The organism is Methanospirillum stamsii, assembly GCF_003173335.1.
GTDB classification, from domain to species: Archaea; Halobacteriota; Methanomicrobia; order Methanomicrobiales; family Methanospirillaceae; genus Methanospirillum; species Methanospirillum stamsii.
On sequence record NZ_QGMZ01000029.1, the window covers coordinates 51,084 to 69,779 of the forward strand.

The following is an 18,696-nucleotide window of genomic DNA, read 5'->3' on the forward strand; positions in this document are numbered from 1 at the left end:
ATTGTGCCGGATTACAGTTTATCATTCCCATCTGCATTGAGAGGATCATCAGAGGGGTCCTGGAACTTTTCACCATTCGGCGGAGAAAAATGCCATTCAGAGCGCCGGAGAAGTCCATGTATTGTAGTGCATTCCCTCCAGGTCAGGTTACATCTCCCTAGCACCCGCCTGATAAGCGTCATGGTTGATTCACGCTTAAATCCGGGATGATCAACAAGGTCAAGGTACTGGTCAATATGTTCGTAGAGATGATCCATCTCCTCAACCGTTGCAAGAGGAATCATGGCTTTTGGAAGATCTGCCAGTTCATAACAGATGACACCGACCGCATGAGAGAGATTAATTATCGGATATATCGAAGATGTAGGAATTGTGCAGATAATGTCTGCCCTTCTCACCTCTTCGTTTGATAATCCCCAGTTTTCTCTTCCAAACAGTATTGAGATGGTCCCATCCAGTTCACCAACCAGGTCCCGGAGTTCTTTGGGAGAATAAAAAGGCATCCTGGTCGGATGACAGGCAGAATAAGAGAGTGATCCGGTAGTTGCAACAATCCGGTGAGAGGATGCAAAAACCTCTTCAAGGGTCATGACCTTTGCACCGGACAGGACATCATCAGCATGTGATGCCCTGATTTTTGCTTCATTTCCAATGGTACAGGGGTTTACCAGGATGAGATCAGTGAACCCGAAATTTTTCATCACCCTGGCAGCAAATCCCACATTTCCTTCATAAAGTGGTTCTACAAGGACAATCCGGACGTGTGGCATAAAAAATTTTTACGAAACAGCCTGAACAGTTTCGAGAAGGGTCTTTACTCCCTTATCATAAACAGCATTCCCGACAACGATAGTATCCGCATATTTTGTCATTTCTGCCGCTTTTTCACCGGAATCAATACCCCCGCCATAATAAAGCACGGCATTATCGATTGCTTTTGAAACTTCACGGACAATTTCCGGATTTCCATACATCCCGCTATATTCAACATAAACTATCGGGAATTTAAAGTAATGATCCGCAACTGATGCATATGCGGCAGCTTCCTGTCCGGATATCGAGCAGTCTGCACCGGTGACTCTTCCAACGGCTGAGTTTGGGTTGAGGACAATGTATGCTTCCGGAATAACCTTATCCCAGACAATAGACGGGTTCATCGCCCATTCACGGTGTTTTCCAACAATCCACCTGGCATCTTGAGTATTCATCACACTTGCAACATACAGAAGGTCAATTCCTTCAAATACAACGGACTCAGGACCTGCAGGTTCCACAACCAGTGGCAGACCATATTCTTTCACCTGGTCACGCAGCTCCGACATATTTTCCTGGGTGATATTGAGTGTTCCGGAAAGAATAAGAGCATCTGTCCCGCTTGTTGCAATCTCTGCGATCTCGTCTTCAGTCAGATGTTTGTCCGGGTCAAGCTTGGTAACATGTGCCCAGGTCTTCCATTTCGTATGCATAGGTACCTGTCCTCTAAAGTGCTGTATACCTTCTTAGGTCATTACTGAAATACGTTCGGGAAGACCAGTATTATCCCTGGGCAGCTTCCCGAATCTTGTATACCATATCTTTCGATAATCCGGAATTTTTTATAACCCCAACCGGATTTGCAGTCCGGAGAGATTTTTTATCAATGATTCCTGCCTGATAAAGTTTTAAAAGAGCAGTTTCACTGATATCCGGAATTGAAAGGAGTTCCTCCCGTCCGGATTCAAACTGTTTTTTTGATATCTTTTCCGGAGCAGGTTTATTCAAAGCACTGGCGATAAGGGTCAGATGTTTATTTACCGTATCAATTGAAATACCACATTTATGTGATAAAATCGCCGGATGACTGGCAAATATCTGTTCAGGAGTAATAAATCCAGCCTCATGATATTTTTTGAGTGAAATTGCAGGAATTCCCATATCTTTTAGTTGCTGTTTTGCGATGAGAAGGCCGGCCTCATTCTTGAGAGTCTTTGCCTCTTCATCAGAAAGACCACTTTTTTTCAGGAGATCATGAGAACTCGTAACAATATCTCCGATACTGTTTATTCCGCACTCTGCAAAACCGTTCATGACTTTGCTGTGACTCCGGCCTCGTTTCGGAGGGACAAACTGTTTCATAAACTTTTTACATTCAGAACGTTTGCGGATGAAGTCAAGCACATCATTTGCTTCCCTGATGAGAGTATCTGCCTGCTTTCCGGTAACACCAGTTCTTTTGACCAATACAGCAGGGTCAGTCCGGGTGAGATCATACAGGGAAAATATCTTCCCATCCAGGAATTTCTTCTGCAATGCTTCGGTCATGGAAGGCATTTTGGCATAGTGTTCTTTCTGCTGCTCGATGAGCTGGCAGAGGGGACATCCCATCTCCCATGGCCGGGCTCCTTTTGCAATCAGACTGACATGATAGAGGTTATGGATGTCACATACCTTTTTTGTCCGGATAGCAGAACCCCACATCGTTCCGGGAAGAGAGATATTAAACGTGCAATCCGGATAGCCATTACACCCGATGAATTGTGAACCGCCTTTTCTCCGGATACGAAGATCTTTGCCACACACAGGACAGGGCCCAAGAGTCAGTTCCTCATCGGTCTGACCCATTATCTCCTGCCCGATAACTGCCTGGTTTGGTTCAAGTTCATTAAAAACCTGGTGCAGCATCTTGCGTGAGTCGTCCACCACCACATCCCTGGACTGATGTCTAACCTTAATGGCCTCCATCGACTGTTCCAGTTTCTGGGTCATGTCCGGCCGGGTTATGGTGGAGGCATGAGCTTCCAGTGAATCGGTTACGGCTTTACCAACCAGAGTAGGACGAAGAGGATTTCCTTCGATATATTTACGGGAGATTAATTTCTGAATGACCTCATGCCTTGTTGATTTGGTTCCAAGACCGAGTTCCTCCATAACCTGAATAAGTTTACTCTGGGAATACCGCGGCGGCGGCTGAGTCTGCTTTTCTTCAAGGTTGAGATCCTGTATCTTTAATCTCTCTCCTTTTTTCACAACCGGAAGAAACGTGTCCTTGGCTTCGGAGTACGGGTAAACAGTACGCCATCCGGCATCGATAAGACGAGAACCGGTTGCGATATACCCCTGACCGGAAGCGTCCATGTTGATACGCATGGTAGCCCATTCAGCGTCCGGAGAGAGAGTGGCAAGGAATCGCCGGACCACGAGTTCATAGAGTTTCCAGTTTTCACCCAGTTGTTCAGGTGTTGCAACCCCGGTCGGATGAATTGGCGGGTGGTCAGTGGACGATTTTTTTCCTTCGGTAGGTTTCTTCCGCCGGTTCTTCTTGACCCATTCAACATCAGGGGCAAACCGGGTCTTTTCAAGGGTGGAAAGGATATTGTCCAGATTTAAAGAAGGTGGATAGATAGTGTTGTCTGTACGCGGATATGAGATAAATCCGTTCATGTACAGTTCTTCTGCAACTCTCATCGCATTTGCTGCAGAATATCCGATTCGTGCCGCAGCAACGATGAATCCGGTTGTATCAAATGGTGTAGGAGCACGGTCAACCCGCTTTCCTTCTTTTACTTCGGTGACTAATAGAGGATCTTTTGTCCCTGCATACGCAGCATCTGCAAGGGTTTTATCGGTAAACCGCCCTTCAGCATGACGTGCCTCAATAATCTCTCCGTCTTTTTCTGAAGTAAGAGATATCTCCCAGTATGGTTCAGGAATAAAAGATTCAATCTCCCGTTCCCGGTCAACAATCATTGCAAGAGTAGGAGACTGAACCCGGCCAACGGAGAGAATATTTCCTCCACCGCGTTTTGCTGCAAGAGAAATAAACCGGGTAAGGGAAGCTCCCCAGATAAGATCTACCACCTGTCTTGCTTCCCCAGCGGCAGCAAGGTCAAAATCTATCTCTGCAGGCTCTGAAAAAGCCCGGTTTATCTCTTCCCTGGTGATTGCCGAAAAACGTGCCCTGTCTACCGGAACCTTGGGATTTACGGCTCTTACCAGTTCATATGCCTCTTTCCCGATAAGTTCTCCTTCGGTATCAAAATCAGTGGCAATCGTAATACGGTTTGCTTTCTTTGCAATCTTTTGAATAAGTTTTACGATTGCCGGTTCTGTGGGACGCTTGATGGTCCCGGCATCGATTAAGGAGCGGGGAGGGCGTTCTTCTGAACGCCAGTTGGTATACCCTTCAACAAAATCGACCTCGACAACATGACCGCGAAGTCCGACAGATGTCTTTTCTCCAAAGGTGTATACATTCACTCCACTCTCCTTCTTTGCCGAAACCTTGTCTTTTCCGGATAGTATCTGGGCAATCCGGTTTGCTGCAATATTTTTTTCGGCAATTATCAGGTGCATGGTATCAGACCTTCTTGTCTAGTTTTTCTTTAAGAAGGATATTCAGATGACCAGGATCTGCACGACCCCGACACTTTTTCATGACTTGTCCGACAAGGAAATTGAGAGCCTGCATCTTTCCGGCATAATAGTCGGCGACCGCTGCAGGTTGTTCTACAATAACCTCGTCAATCATCTGTGTTACCTGGTCACCGCTTGACTTGGCAAGACCCAGACGGTCAACAATTGCCTGTGGACGCTCGGGCTCTTTTCCTTCTTTTACAGCATCAAGAATGATTCGAAGGATTTCAACTGCTGACTTATCAGTAATTGCATCCCCCTTGACCAGAGTTATCAGTTCTTTAAAGAGTTCCCGTGGCATTGCCTCAATGGTAAAGTCACGGTAATTGAGTTCACCAAGCAGATAATCTGCAGTCCATGTCGCCGCAAGGGCCGGATCTGCCGGTGCAACCGCTTCATAAAACTCTGCAAGTTTAAGCCCCCCGGTCAGGGTCTTTGCATGCTCCGAAGATATCCCATACTGGGAGACAAACCTCTCCCGGCGTGCATCAGGAAGTTCAGGAAGATCTATTGCATCAACCCAGGAAGCGACCCGGAGTGGAAGAAGATCAGGTTCCGGGAAATACCGGTAATCATTCTCTTCTTCTTTTGAACGGGAAGAAGTAGTAACGCCCCGTGCCTCTACAAAATGCCTTGTCTCTCTTGCAATCCGCTGTCCACGACGGATGAGATTTCTCTGCCTGGTCACTTCAAAAGTCAGGGCCTTCTCAACACCCTTATAGGAGGAGATATTCTTGACCTCAACACGCTCTGAACCCTTGAGCGAGATGTTTGCATCCACACGAAGAGAACCCTCTTTTTCCGAATCAAACACGTTCAGGTACTCGAGAGTTGCCCGGAGTTTATTCAGAAATTTTCTGGCTTCTTTAGGTGACCGCAGATCCGGCTCAGTAACAATCTCGATAAGCGGGATACCTGCACGGTTATAATCTATAAGAGTATACTTTCCCCGGTCTGTTGTTCCCATATGAACCGAACGACCTGGATCTTCCTCAAGATGAATACGGGTAATCCGGATCTCCCTCTCACCATTATCCCCATCGATAAGGAGTTTTCCCCATTCGGCCAGGGGTTTATCGTACTGGGTTATCTGGTATGCTTTATCCAGGTCCGGATAAAAGTAATTCTTCCGGGAAAACTCTGACTCCTCGTTAATTGCACAGTTTAATGCCTTGGCCACTTTCAGGGCAAACTCAATGGCCCGCTTATTGACCATCGGCATACTGCCCGGAAGACCAAGACAGACCGGACATGTGTGAGTATTCGGTTCATCATCGCGAAAATCGGTCGAACAACCACAAAACATCTTTGACCGGGTATCAAGCTGACAATGGATTTCAAGACCGATTATCGTCTCTCTCTCTTCCATTATACTCCCTCCTGTTCAAAGGCATATGCAGTGTCAATCACCCGTTCATCATCAAAGTACTTCCCGATAATCTGCAGACCAACAGGCATTCCATCAACCCTGCCACAGGGGACAGAAATTGCAGGAACTCCGGCCAGGTTTGCCGGAACGGTCAGAATATCAGAGAGGTACATCTGGAGCGGATCGCTTTTCTCACCAAGTCTGAATGCGATATCCGGCATGGTAGGCCCAGCAATGACATCGACATCCTTGAGTATCCTCTCAAAGTCATCCCTGACCATCTGCCTTGCAGTCTGGGCCTTCTGATAATATCTCCCAAAATAACCGGCAGCAAGAGAGAATGTTCCAAGAATAATACGGCGACGGACTTCTTTACCAAATCCTTCCTTTCTTTGTTCGGAATATGCCTCGTGCCAGCTCTTCGGACTGTCCAGTCCCGGACCATATCTTACCCCGTCAAACCTGGCAAGATTACTGGAAGCCTCACTGGTACAGGTAACATAATAGGCTGAAAGGGCATATTTCATCGAAGGCATCGTGCAGGGTTTTGTTTCAGCCCCAAGCGATTCAAGAGTTGAAATAGCCTCCCTGACCACTTCAGCAACCTGTGGGTTTACTCCTTCTCCAAAGAACTCTTCCGGAACACCAATCTTAAGACCGTCAATCTTTTTTAATGGTTCATGAGAATAGGGTCTGTCAACCGAGGTCGCATCACGGGGGTCAGGTCCGGCAATGACAGAGAAAAGTTTGGAAAGACTGCTGACATCCCGGGCCATCGGGCCTATCTGTTCAAGCGAATTGGCATAGGCAATAAGTCCGAATCGTGATACCCGCCCATAGGTCGGTTTCAGCCCTACAATACCACAAAAGGCAGCAGGGCACCGGATTGAACCACCGGTATCCGAGCCGATAGCAAGGTCGCAAAGACCTGCTCCAACTGCTGCAGCAGATCCTCCTGATGAGCCGCCAGGTACACGATTTTTATCCAGAGGGTTGAGGGTTGGGCCAAACGCACTGTTTTCAGTGGTTGTCCCCATACCAAACTCATCCATGTTGGTCTTTCCGACTATTGCTGCTCCGGCATCTTTGAGAAGAGTCACAACATGAGCATCATAAGGGGGAATGTACCCCTTCAGTATTTTCGACGCACAGGTTGTCTCAATTCCCTTTGTGGTAATATTGTCTTTTACCGCAACAGTAACTCCGGAAAGCGGACCTTCTCCATAGGTCACTTCCGGGATGGTGGTTAAAAAGGCATGGACCGAATCATCCGGGTTAAAGGAAAGGGTCTTTGCCATCTTACATCACCCGTGGGGCTTTAAAGAATCCCTTTTCAGTCTGTCCTGCATTTTGCAGTGATTCTTCCTGGGAGAGTGAGGGGGTTACCTCATCTTCCCGGAGTATATTATATCGCTCGCGGATGAGCTGCTTGCTTTGATCAAGGGTATCAAGGATCTCAAAATATTCTAAAACACCCGAACATTGCCGGGTAAATTCGGTAATTTCTGAATCATCAATGCCGACATCAGCGAGTTTAGCGACTTTTCTGACGTCTTCTGCGGTAACCATTGTAAACTTACGTCCTCCTGAGATGAATTAAGAAATCTGAAACTGAGCTGTGATAACCATTCTGCCGGGCAATCCGTTTTATTTCTTTCCAGATCCCGGTCCCATACTGCATCGCTTTCTTCTCGTAATTTGCAAATGATTCGGGGAGATACAGCAGGGCCACATCCCGGAGGGGTTTTTTTCTCACACCATCACGGACCCGGTCAGATGCCGGGATTGTATGTGCAGCGCATACAACCCTGATATCAAGATATGGCATAGAGAGGTACGTCCCCATGAGTCCGGCTACACCCTGGTCCCGTCTTCCCTGGTGCTTTAGAGAAGCAAAATCCTTTAAAAATAACTCCTCCAGCTTATCCGGAGCTGTCTCAAGGTACCGGGCATACCCACCGAATACTTCGTCTGCTCCCTGACCGGTAAGGATTCGTTCATATCCAAGGTCATGTGCAGTCTGTGCAACAAAATACAGGGTTGTACCGATAGCCAGATCCACCGGATTTGGTTCCTCAAGATTTTTGGCAACGACCGATATCGCATCTTCTATCTCCGGAACTGTGATCGTCCGGATATGTAAGGGAAGATTTGTATATTTTGCAACAGCCTGTGCCTGCCTGATATCATGACATCCTTCCATTCCGACAACCAGACATGGACGCTTTGCAAGAACGGCGACCAATGCAGAATCAACCCCGCCGGATAACGCAGTAATCCCAGAATCTGATCGAAGGTCCACTGATGTTTTGATTGCATCAGCCAGTGAAAGAGAACCACATGCCGGACTCACGGTCCCTGTTTCCCGGTTATCACAGAGAATCACTCCGGCCGGACAGTCCCCCTGAATAATACCATAGTGATCCCGTGCTTTACAGGAATCATATTCCAAATAAAATTCTCCCCCAAGGCGGGTGACAACAGCAGGGTCCTGCCGGATAAAATCAGATAATTCTTCTTTGGTAAGTTTTTTTCCGTCCAGTTCAACCCAACCATTCAGTTGCATATTCTTCTAATCAGGTGACATATCAGAATTATATATAACCATCCGAACTCTTCTTCCACCGTCCCCGGAAAAGAGACAGTCTATTTAGATGGAAGTTGTAGTACCTCCGGATAAAGGTGTGTGATATGATCGGGGGCATCATCAAAGCAAGTGGAATTACCGTAATTATTTGTATTTTTATCAGCTGCAGCGTGGTTTCAGATCTGCCACCCGGGTTTTGTCTTCCCGCAAATGACACAGTAGCCCTTGGAGTATTTGCTCCGTCAGGATCTCCATCCGGAGAGGAACAGATAGTTATTGATGAAATCTCGGCCTTTCGTGAATCAACAGGTAAAAATCCTGCTATCGTTGTTTTTTCTGATGAATGGATGAACGATAAAAAATTCCCTCTTGCCGGAGTCACCACCATCAGAAGTGAAGGAAAAGTTCCGTATGTCAGGCTGATGATGCGCAGCACTGATAAACCATACCAGCAGGAACCCCTGTATACTCTGAATAACATCATCCTTGGTAAATTCGACGGAGAACTCCGTGCATGGGCACGTGAGGCCCGGGCATTTGGATCTCCGGTTCTCATAGAATATGGAACAGAGGTAAACCAATGGAGCTATCCCTGGAACGGATACTGGAACGGCTATGTAAGCGGTCAGGAGATGTTCAAGGAAGCCTTCCGGCACATTAAAACTCTCATGGAAGAAGAAGGAGCGTCAAATCTTATCTGGGCATACCACCTGAATGCTGAAAGCCTGCCTGATGAAATTTGGAATAACATGACCTCCTATTATCCGGGTGATGAATACTGCGATATCATCACGGTTTCACTCTATGGTTCAAAAAAGCCTTTTGAAACGGGAGAAAAGGACTTTACCGTGATGATGAATTCGGTAAACAATAACCTTGCTTTAAATTCCATTCATAAACCAATTCTCGTCATCACCGGAACCGACATCAGAAACATGGTGGTAAACCCGGCATCATGGGTCGAAAAAGCAGTTACCTCACTTTCAGACAATGCCTGGCCTGATGTAAAGGGACTTATCTGGTATAATGCAGCCTGGAAAAATGATAACAACCCTCTTCATGACTCATCAATGAGGCTACAGGATAACTCCGCTGTTGGTGATGCATTTAAGTCAGTCCTTCAAAAAATCAATGTAAAAGAACAACTCTCCTGTTAATTTTTTTCATGACATCATCTTATTCGGGACTCTCACCTCTTATCTCTCCGGCCTCTCGAGTTCTTATCCTGGGCAGTTATCCATCCATCATATCACTTAAAACCGGCCAGTATTACGCAAATCCCCGGAACATGTTTTGGGATATCATCGAAGACATCCTGGGGATTTCAAAAAACCTTTCATATAAGGATCGGATTTCGTCCCTGATGGAAGAAAAGGTAGGACTGTGGGATGTATATGCTAACTGCAACAGACCTACCAGTTCAGATGCGAAAATTACCGAACCAGTACCAAATGATATCAAGGGTCTTCTTGCATCTCATCATCATATAAAAACCATATTTCTGAACGGCCGGGAAGCTGAAAAGGGATTTCTCCGGTTTTTCCCGGACTTAGAAATACCCTGTCGGTACCTACCCTCATCAAGTCCGGCTCATGCAATACCCCTAAAAGAAAAAGTAAAAAGATGGATGGATATTAATCAGGCTTTGAGTGAGCCCTAAAACATCCTTAAACTCTCCATCTTTCCATATTATCAATTTTTTTTATGCTCCAATACTTGCAAGACTGCAGGATTCGGTAACAAACACCCAGTATGAACGGGTCGGAAGTAGCATTCGGGAATCTGCCTGATCATTTGAACCACCGTTCACAATGGTTATTTCAAACTGCTGACTTACCGGATCCCACCCAATCACTTCAGTCCATGAACTCCGGATTGAAAGCAGTGAATCACGGGCTGATGCCGGAGTATTTCCGGTAAACCCAAACATGTTCCACCCGGAGATCATATCTTTTACCGGTGGAACCTGGAGTGGATCATCTGAAAACCGTAATGGAACAGTGAAGGGAGCGGTTGTATAGACCCAGTATCCTTCAAGCGGAAGAACTTTATCTTCGGCAGTCAGGTCTTTCCAGCCACCATTTTCCTGATTAAATGTCCAGATACTGTGTCCTGCAGAATCAATGCCACTAAATATCACTGCAGTATTGGATGAATCATCAAGCCTTCGGGGAACAGACACAAAATTCCATCCCTGAACAAGTTCAATTGAGCCCGCGTAGAAATCATTCGTCACTTCCGGAGTAATTGAAGAGTTTTCCTGCCATTCTTCACCGGATACAATTCCAAATCCAATAAAAACCAAAAAAAAGGCGATACAATATACCGATATTCTATTCATCTGGTCCATTCCTCATTATCTGTTTAAAGCATTTCTGTGTACCATTATTTCATTCTGTCGTCATGAAAAGGATATTCCCATCCTGAAAACCAATAGATGCATACTTGTGAAAACACTTACCCTCTCTGAAAAAGAACTTCCTTTCGACCTTGATCTGACATTTTCCTGTGGTCAGATATTTGGATGGAAAAAGTCAGGAAATATATGGAAGGGAGTTCATAACGGCAGGATAATCACAATCCGCCAGGATAACCGGACCATCAGGTATTCCGGATGTGATAAAAAAGTATTATATCATTTTTTGGGTCTGAAAGATAATATCCCGGAAATATACCAGTCCATATGCACCCATATTGCAAAATTTACTCATGAAAAACAGGACTTATTTTTTTTGGAGCGGTTTTTGTTATCCAAAGGTATCCGGATTCTCCGGCAGGACCCCTGGGAATGCCTGTTTAGTTTTATCTGTTCATCCAACTCTAACGTCAGAACAATAGGAAAAAGAATCGGTCTTCTCATGGAGAATTATGGGACATGCTGCTCAATCGGAGAGAATCTCTTTCCAGAACCATTAGCAATGGGAGCCATCGACGAAGAATCCTTACGTAAATGCCTCACCGGGTATCGTGCCCCCTACCTGATGGGAACCGCAGAATACATCATCACTCATCCGGACTTTTTTTTGAAAATTTCAAGTCTCTCATATCCGGATGCAAAAAAAGAACTCATGATTCTCCCCGGAGTGGGGCCGAAGGTTGCTGACTGTGTGCTCTTGTTTGGATTCGAACGCATGGAAGCAGTTCCGGTTGACATCAGAATCCGGAAAATAATCACCGCACAATACCAGGATATCATCCCGGGTGAGAAGGGAACAAAGACACTATCGTATGATACCATCGCCGACTTCTGCAGGTCATATTTTGGACCATATGCAGGATATGCCCAGCAGTACCTGTTTGCAACCCGTGATGTCAGGCAGGAATTATCTGTGTAGTCAACCGGGTAAAAAAATTAATGCCAGATCTGAAGAATTCCCATGAATACCACATACGCACAGGTAGCGGTAAGGGGGATAGTAATAATCCAGGCAGTAACAATCTGTCTCACAATTGACCATTGAACGGCAGAGTTCCCCTGTGTTGCCCCGACCCCCATAATACAGCCACTTATTGCATGGGTGCTTGATACCGGAACACCAAAGAAGGTCACAAAGAGGAGCACTAATCCTCCACCGGTCTCAGCACAAAATCCCTGGTACGGGCGCAGATGTGTGATACGTTTTGCCATTGTCTGGACTATCTTCCAGCCTCCGGTCAGGGTTCCAAGGGATATTGCAGCACTGGATATCAGGATGACCCAGAGTGGAACGGTAAAATCAGAGAGTACTCCGGCAGTAACCAGCATCGCAGTAATTATACCCATTGCATGCTGTGCATCATTACTCCCATGACCGATGCTGTAAAAAGATGCAGAAACAATCTGAAGTTTGTTGAAAACCCGGTTCATTACTTGTTGATTCGCATTCCGGCAAAATCTGATGGTCAGACATCCTAAGAAGAAAGCTCCGGCAAATCCCAGGCAGGGAGAAATGACGATAAAAAGGATTATACCCAAAAGCCCGCTGATTGGAAGGATATGAAAAATAATAGAGACCGGAATTGAGAACACAAATCCAAAGAAGGCTCCGATACCCAGATAATTCCGGACATCAGGCTCCTCTTTTATCCGGGCAATCCCGGCAAGAAGAATTGCACCAACAAATGCCCCGATAATTCCGGCAAGTATTACTCCGCCAATAAGGGACAAGGACGGAAGAATTACCACCCCAATCCCCCCATATGCAACTGCTGTCCCAATCAGTCCGCCCACCATGGCGTGAGTGGATGATATGGGAATCCCGATATATGCAGTAAAATAAATCCAGAACGAAGCAACAAGGATACCAACAATGATTACTTCAAGGGTGAGCCAGCCTGGTGCAATAATCCCTTTTCCAATTGTTTTTGCGATGGCCGTTGTAAAAAAGAGTGGCCCGACAAGATTAAAAAAAGCAGCCAGCCCCACAGCCTGCAAGGGAGTCAGGACACGGGTTGCAACTATCGTTGAGATTGAATTTGCAGCGTCATGAAGACCGTTTAAAAAATTAAATACAAGTGCAACTGCAATACCAAGGAGCAGGATTAGTTCCATACAGATCACGAATGCCTGATACTGATATCAGAGAGAACGTTCGCCACGTCTTCACATTTATCGGTCGCAGTCTCCAGACATTCGTAAATATCCTTTAATTTTATGGTTGTCATCGGATCTTCGGTTGCAAACAGACGTAAAATTGACTGTGCAAGCAGGTCGTCAGCCATGTTTTCGAGCCGGTTTATCTCAATCCCACATTTTTCAAGGACATTCCCATTTTTAAAAGATCTGATCCCACGAACTCCGCATTCTAACTGGATTGTAGAGAGATGGATAATCTGGGCAAAATCCTGCATCGATTTGTCATATTCGGTTATTTTATAAATTATCAGTTTTTCAGCAGAATCATCAATATAATCTATTACATCGTCTAGTGCAGAAGCCAGACGTGATATCTCCATCGGATCCAAGGGAGTTATGAATGTCCTGTTTAAATGTTCGTATATTTCATGGGTAATCAGATCACCTTTGTGTTCTAGTTCCCTGATTTTTTTATAGGTTTGTGCAGGATCTGTTTCATTTGTTACTATCTGTTCCAGTTCTCTGGCCGCTAACACCACAGTACCGGCCAGTTGCTCAAACAGGTCAAAAAAAACTTTATCCTGTGGTATCAACCATTCCTTAATTCCCACAGTAATCGGAACAAATGTCTTCTACATACGTAAAAACTCACCGATCTGTTATGTCAAGTATTTAAATATACTATCAATTCCAAAAACCAGAACTGAATAGAGAAGATATAGTGCAAAAGACACAAATACAGCCGAAGGGAAGGTAACTATCCATGTTGTCACAATATCCCTGACAACTTTCCAGTCAACTGCAGTTTTACCTCGCGTTGCACCTACCCCTACAATTGAACCACTGATGATATGAGTGGAAGAAGTTGGAATTCCGGTAATGGTGAGTCCGGATATTACCAGCCCTCCGGCGGTAGATGCACAAAATCCCTGATACGGACGAATACGGGTAATGCCTTTTGCCATCTTCGTAATGACATTCCACCCGCCAAATACTGTGCCAAGCCCTATTGCAAGAGCTGATCCTCCCATAATCCAGAAGGGGGCGGAAAATTCCGAACTTATCCCTCCGGCAATAAACAGGGCAGCGATTATCCCAACCGCATGTAGTCCGTCATTTGCTCCATGACCAAGTGCCTGCAGGCCCCCGGTAACCACCTGAAGGGGAAAAAAGATCTTATTTCTGGTTGACTGCAGGGAAAATCTGAATATATATGATACCATGATATCAAGGAAGAATCCTCCTAAAAATCCCACAGTTGGGGAGATTATGATAAAAATAAAAATTGCCATAAGTCCGGTGACTTTTAGCAGGCCAAAAATCATAAGAGAAATAATCATCAGGGAAAAACCGCCAACTGCTCCTGCAATTGCACCTAATCGTGCCGGACCTTTTAATAACCAGAATAGCAGTGAGAGATACAAAGATCCACACAGTGCACCAAAAATTCCTGCAATTGCCACATCCCGGACCATATACAATTCCGGCCATATCACCGAGGTGATGCCAGCCGCAGCAACTGACGCTCCCACCATACATCCAATCAGGGCATGAGAGGCAGATATTGGAAAACCCTTTGCAGTAAAGATGATGAGCAGGACTACTCCAGAGACAAGAGCAATTACCAGAGCATCGGGCTGTAGGGCCTCTGGAATAATTACTCCGGTCCCGATTGTTTTTGCTATTGCCGTTGTCAGAAGAAAGGGGCCTGCAACATTACACACCGCAGCAAGGATTAGTGCATATAATGGCCGAAGAGCCCTGGTTGCTACAACGGTTGCTATTGAATTACCCGCATCATTAAGCCCGTTTACAAAATTGAAAAGAAACGCAAGAAAAACACCAATAATTATGATGGTTTCCATGGGTTCACTTGTGCCGGATAATTATTTCATTCAGAACATGCCCGACATCATTACATTCCTGTAATACTTCCTCCAGATTTTCGTAAATATCTTTTAATTTTATCACCTGAATCGGATCTTTTAATGAGAATAGTTCAGTAACCGCTGATGAAAGAAGATCGCTGGACCGGTTCCAGATCTGGTTAATTTGCGAACAGGACGTTTTGATATCTTTTATTTCTTCCCATTTGCCTAGTAAGTGAACTCCTTTTTGTATTTCGATTGTGGATACGGAGATAAATTCTGCAAATTTAGCAAGATGCGGATATGTTCCGGATAACTGGTAATTACAGATTTGATGAGCGACCCAGTCAATAATGTCGATAACATCATCGAGTGCTTTTGCAAGCCGCTGAATTTCATCCGGTTCCAGCGGAGTGACCAGAGATTCCTCAAGTCTCTCAAACAATCGCCGGAGTAATTCGTCTGATTCATGTTCGAGCTGGTGAATCTTCTGACAATTATGGCCATGGCTCAAATCCTCACCAGATATGAGATCTGTCAGGTAACCTGAAGCTGATACGATATTATCAGAGAGTTCACAAAAGAGTTCCAAAAAATATTTGTCTTCCGGGAGGATGATATCCCGTATGCGCATATCCTGTCATGCTCTCTGATACCATATGAGTTCATCGATATAGTAAGATGAATCCGAAGAGCGCAAATGTAAAAAAATGTAAATATACTTCTTATACTTCCTTTTCGGGCATGATCAGGTCATATTCGCCATGATAGAGAAGAAATCATTGGACGGGACCATTGCAAGATCAGGATAACTCCGGTTCTGAACATTATAACACTGCATAACCTGGTATTCAAGCCATGCCCCGTATAATGAAAGCTTCGCAGTAACTGCGGATATTTTTTCCTGATACTCCGGGTCTGAACGGTTAAACGCGGGAAGGCTTTTAAGACGCATAATTTCTGACGTTACCGTCCGGCTATATACAGATCGTAAATCTGCTAAATCAGGCGATACATTATAGGATTTTGTTTCGTTCAGATTTTTCTGGAGTCTGATATTTGCATATTCTACAGAGAGGTTGAGCATATCAGGGACATCATAGCTGATTGAGGTATCAATCCGCCCCTTGATTTCATACAAATCCGGAATCCAGTATTGATTCATCATAAAGAGGAATTCCGAATCATTGGTTGTAAAATTGCCTGAAATGCCGATGTCATCAGAAGTTGCCGGATAGAGGAAGAGTGATAAGAATAAGAGGCCAAAATATAAAAAAATTTTAGGTAAACAGAATTGCATGAATCTCTCCTATATGTTTCAGGTACCAGTTAGTTTGTTATTTCAGACATTTTAAGGTATCAAATATGTTACCCGGAAGAATTTAATCTATATCGGAAAGATGATATGATATTATTTAAATATTTCACTATTGATATAATCCAGTAGGTCAGATCGTGAACTCAAAAATCCGTGTCCTCCATGTCGATGATGAACCGGTTATCTGCGATTTGACCAAATTAACTCTTGAACGTGGTGGAAAGCTTACTGTTGACGCGGTTCATTCAGCACAGGAAGCACTTGAATTATTACAGACCGGACAATATTCGTGCATCATTTCAGATTACGAAATGCCCCAGATGAACGGACTTGATTTTTTAAAAGAGGTCCGAAATGTCGATAAATTAATTCCTTTTATTCTCTTTTCAGGAAGAGGGCGTGAAACGGTTATTATTGATGCAATAAATACCGGTGCTGATTTTTATATTCAAAAGGGAGGTGAGCCAAAAGCTCTGTTTGCTGAATTAAACCACAAGGTGGATTATGCAATTCAGCAACGAAATACCCGGCTGGCTCTTAAAAGAAGAGATTCAGTTCTTGAAGCAATAAGCCTGGTATCTAATCTGTTCCTTGGCGGGGAGCCGTTTGATAAAGCAATTATCGAAGCCATCACGCTGTTTGGACTTGCAACCGAAGTAGACACCGTTCGCTTATTCAAATTAGAAGAAAAATCAGAAACCAATGACAATATCCCACATTTTATCAGAAATGTGGCCTCCTGGATACGAATCAGCATTCATAAGGAGGAGAGAGAGGAGTATATCAGGACAAATCCGATTCAGGTAAAACCTGAACTTATTTCGCCGATTCTAACTGGTAAACCGCTCATTGCTGATCCTTCAAAAATATTATATCTGGACCCTTTCAGAGGAGAACTTTCTGCAAAATCTGTTGCCATCTTTCCGGTGTTTGTGAACCAGAAAGTATGGGGACTTATCTGGTTTGCAGATTATATTTCAGAACGGAACTGGACCGGAGTTGAGATTGATGCCCTGCTTGCAGCATCATCTATGATTGGATCCGCAATTCAGCAGGATGTGATGAAGAACTCACTTATCGCAGCCAAAGAAGAATATGCTTCAATGTATTCGCTTATGCGAAGATTGTGTGATACTGTGCCGGATATTTTATGGGCAAAGGATAATGAGGGAAAATTTATCTTTATTAATCAGGCAGGCGCAGAATTCTTAAAAGCTCCGGATACCAGAGAACCGGTTGGAAGATCTGAATCAGATTTTCCTAAAACGAATATTACGCCCTGTGTTTCTTCAAATATTTATGTTTCAGACCATTCAAAACACATTTTGGTGGAGACCGATTCAGGCAAAACAGATTTTGAGATATTAAGTGTTCCGTTCACAAACAATGAAGGAGATGAGATAGGAACAGTAACCCTTGGAAGAGATATTACCCGGTATACTACCATAGAAAACCTGCTTCGAAGATCTAAAGAGAGATATAAATCAATAATTCAATCTGTCCATATCGGAATAATTATTGTTGATTACAAGGGGATAATCAAAACAATAAACACCCGTGCCCTTGATATCATTAATGAAACAAGTTCGATTGAGGGTCAGTCGTTACATCATAATCCACTGCTCCGGGAGTTACAGATTGCAGAAACGGTAACAGATGTAATTAAAACCGGAAAAGGAGTTTCTTTTCTTGCCTCACAGGAAATAACCCGGACACCGGAAGACCTGCACTGTAAGGTAAGACTGATTATTCCGGAAAACGGGGAGCAGGGAGAAGTTCTTATTACCCTTGATCCCCACTATACAAAATAATCAGAGCAGTGATACCAGGTCCCGGAGGACTGCTGCGGGATCTTCCGCCTTTACTACGCTTGATGCCAGCAGAACACCGTCAGTTCCAAGGTCTATTGCTGTTTTTACACATTTTCCTGAATGAATACCTGCACCGGTCAGGACCTTCACAGCGGGATTTATTTTTTTGACGATATCTACCGAACCGGTAATGATTCCCGGGTTTGCTTCTGATACTGAAATTTTTCCACCGATGAGTTCAGGAGGTTCAATAGCAACATAGTCGGGGCCAAGTGCTGAAAGGGCTGCGGTTGTTGCAATATTATTTGAACACACGCAGGAGAGCATCCCGGCATCCCTGAGAGCAGTGACATTTTTTTCTATATCAGCAATGTTGAGACGATATTCCGAGTGGTTTACGAGTGAACCGATGGCTCCTGCAGATTTTACTGCGAGAAGAGGCATCCTGCCGGTATGTGCTCCGGGTTCCACGGGGTCTACATGTTGGGCAAAGACCGGAATATCATAGTGGTGGTTGATTGGGTGAATATCCGGATAGAGAGGGGCAAGACCGATAGTAACCCCGGATTCATCGGTGACTTCCCGTGCTGCCCGGGCAATCCGGTGTGCTCCGTTGCCGATTGATTCAGTGTAACACTTGAGGTTGACCAGGACCAGCGGTGTATTCAGGGAGTTAGGTTTCATGGCTAATATTGATCTTTTTATTACATATATAAGAACGGTTATAGAAAGAGAGGAAGGGTAACATCAGAGATCTGAGATAGAGATAGGTTAAACATTAATTAAAATCGTATCC

Annotated in this window: 18 protein-coding genes; 4 read left to right on the plus strand and 14 right to left on the minus strand. The window is 44.7% G+C overall.

All coding sequences use genetic code 11. From position 1 onward, the window contains the following. Positions 1-11: 11 nt before the first annotated feature. The 7 genes from DLD82_RS13165 to DLD82_RS13195 form a co-directional block, all read right to left on the minus strand. Positions 12-770: an RNA methyltransferase gene (locus tag DLD82_RS13165; protein WP_109941592.1), complete on the minus strand. Its 759-nt coding sequence runs from the start codon at positions 768-770 to the stop codon at positions 12-14. 9 nt (positions 771-779) lie between these two features. Next, complete coding sequence (locus tag DLD82_RS13170) at positions 780-1,466, minus strand: phosphoglycerol geranylgeranyltransferase (protein ID WP_109941593.1); 687 nt, start codon at positions 1,464-1,466, stop codon at positions 780-782. 70 nt (positions 1,467-1,536) lie between these two features. Continuing rightward, the gene (locus DLD82_RS13175) at positions 1,537-4,332 is read right to left on the minus strand and encodes a DNA topoisomerase I (protein WP_109941594.1); all 2,796 of its coding nucleotides are present in this window, start codon (positions 4,330-4,332) and stop codon (positions 1,537-1,539) included. A gap of 4 nt (positions 4,333-4,336) precedes the next feature. After that, a complete protein-coding gene (gene gatB, locus DLD82_RS13180; protein ID WP_109941595.1) occupies positions 4,337-5,761 on the minus strand; it encodes an Asp-tRNA(Asn)/Glu-tRNA(Gln) amidotransferase subunit GatB in 1,425 nt (474 codons plus the stop codon). Beyond that, complete coding sequence (gene gatA, locus DLD82_RS13185; RefSeq protein ID WP_109941596.1) at positions 5,761-7,059, minus strand: Asp-tRNA(Asn)/Glu-tRNA(Gln) amidotransferase subunit GatA; 1,299 nt, start codon at positions 7,057-7,059, stop codon at positions 5,761-5,763. The genes gatB and gatA overlap by 1 nt, the downstream gene beginning before the upstream one ends. A 1-nt stretch (position 7,060) precedes the next feature. Then, on the minus strand, positions 7,061-7,330 hold the full coding sequence (gene gatC, locus DLD82_RS13190) for an Asp-tRNA(Asn)/Glu-tRNA(Gln) amidotransferase subunit GatC (RefSeq protein ID WP_109941597.1): 270 nt from the start codon (positions 7,328-7,330) through the stop codon (positions 7,061-7,063). 7 nt (positions 7,331-7,337) lie between these two features. Beyond that, positions 7,338-8,327 carry an asparagine synthase C-terminal domain-containing protein gene (locus tag DLD82_RS13195; protein WP_109941598.1) on the minus strand — a complete coding sequence of 330 codons (990 nt, stop codon included), beginning with the start codon at positions 8,325-8,327 and terminating at the stop codon, positions 7,338-7,340. Positions 8,328-8,452: 125 nt separating this feature from the next. Here DLD82_RS13195 and DLD82_RS13200 point away from each other — a divergent pair, with 125 nt between their 5' ends. Next, positions 8,453-9,505, plus strand: a complete 1,053-nt coding sequence (locus tag DLD82_RS13200; RefSeq protein WP_109941599.1) for a glycosyl hydrolase — start codon at positions 8,453-8,455, stop codon at positions 9,503-9,505. Positions 9,506-9,513: 8 nt separating this feature from the next. After that, on the plus strand, positions 9,514-10,008 hold the full coding sequence (locus DLD82_RS13205; RefSeq protein WP_109941600.1) for a DNA-deoxyinosine glycosylase: 495 nt from the start codon (positions 9,514-9,516) through the stop codon (positions 10,006-10,008). A 42-nt stretch (positions 10,009-10,050) separates the two neighbouring features. Here the strand turns inward: DLD82_RS13205 and DLD82_RS13210 are convergent, their stop codons facing one another. After that, complete coding sequence (locus DLD82_RS13210) at positions 10,051-10,689, minus strand: hypothetical protein (protein ID WP_146199803.1); 639 nt, start codon at positions 10,687-10,689, stop codon at positions 10,051-10,053. 106 nt (positions 10,690-10,795) lie between these two features. Between DLD82_RS13210 and DLD82_RS13215 the strand changes: the two genes are divergently transcribed. Next, the gene (locus DLD82_RS13215; RefSeq protein ID WP_109941602.1) at positions 10,796-11,683 is read left to right on the plus strand and encodes a DNA glycosylase; all 888 of its coding nucleotides are present in this window, start codon (positions 10,796-10,798) and stop codon (positions 11,681-11,683) included. A gap of 17 nt (positions 11,684-11,700) precedes the next feature. Here the strand turns inward: DLD82_RS13215 and DLD82_RS13220 are convergent, their stop codons facing one another. From DLD82_RS13220 to DLD82_RS13240, 5 genes are all read right to left on the minus strand, one after another. Further along, positions 11,701-12,879, minus strand: coding sequence for an inorganic phosphate transporter (locus DLD82_RS13220; RefSeq protein WP_109941603.1), 1,179 nt, complete (start codon positions 12,877-12,879; stop codon positions 11,701-11,703). 5 nt (positions 12,880-12,884) lie between these two features. After that, entirely contained in the window at positions 12,885-13,514 is a 630-nt protein-coding gene (locus DLD82_RS13225) for a DUF47 domain-containing protein (protein WP_109941604.1), read from the minus strand. A gap of 48 nt (positions 13,515-13,562) precedes the next feature. After that, a complete protein-coding gene (locus DLD82_RS13230) occupies positions 13,563-14,768 on the minus strand; it encodes an inorganic phosphate transporter (protein WP_109941605.1) in 1,206 nt (401 codons plus the stop codon). 4 nt (positions 14,769-14,772) lie between these two features. After that, positions 14,773-15,405 carry a DUF47 domain-containing protein gene (locus DLD82_RS13235; RefSeq protein ID WP_109941606.1) on the minus strand — a complete coding sequence of 211 codons (633 nt, stop codon included), beginning with the start codon at positions 15,403-15,405 and terminating at the stop codon, positions 14,773-14,775. A 114-nt stretch (positions 15,406-15,519) separates the two neighbouring features. Further along, positions 15,520-16,071 carry a hypothetical protein gene (locus tag DLD82_RS13240; protein ID WP_109941607.1) on the minus strand — a complete coding sequence of 184 codons (552 nt, stop codon included), beginning with the start codon at positions 16,069-16,071 and terminating at the stop codon, positions 15,520-15,522. Positions 16,072-16,226: 155 nt separating this feature from the next. Here DLD82_RS13240 and DLD82_RS13245 point away from each other — a divergent pair, with 155 nt between their 5' ends. Beyond that, positions 16,227-17,900: a response regulator gene (locus DLD82_RS13245; protein WP_109941608.1), complete on the plus strand. Its 1,674-nt coding sequence runs from the start codon at positions 16,227-16,229 to the stop codon at positions 17,898-17,900. Here the strand turns inward: DLD82_RS13245 and tpiA are convergent, their stop codons facing one another. Continuing rightward, positions 17,901-18,584 (minus strand): triose-phosphate isomerase, encoded by a 684-nt coding sequence (tpiA, locus tag DLD82_RS13250; protein ID WP_109941609.1) that lies wholly within the window; start codon positions 18,582-18,584, stop codon positions 17,901-17,903. Positions 18,585-18,696 lie beyond the last annotated feature (112 nt).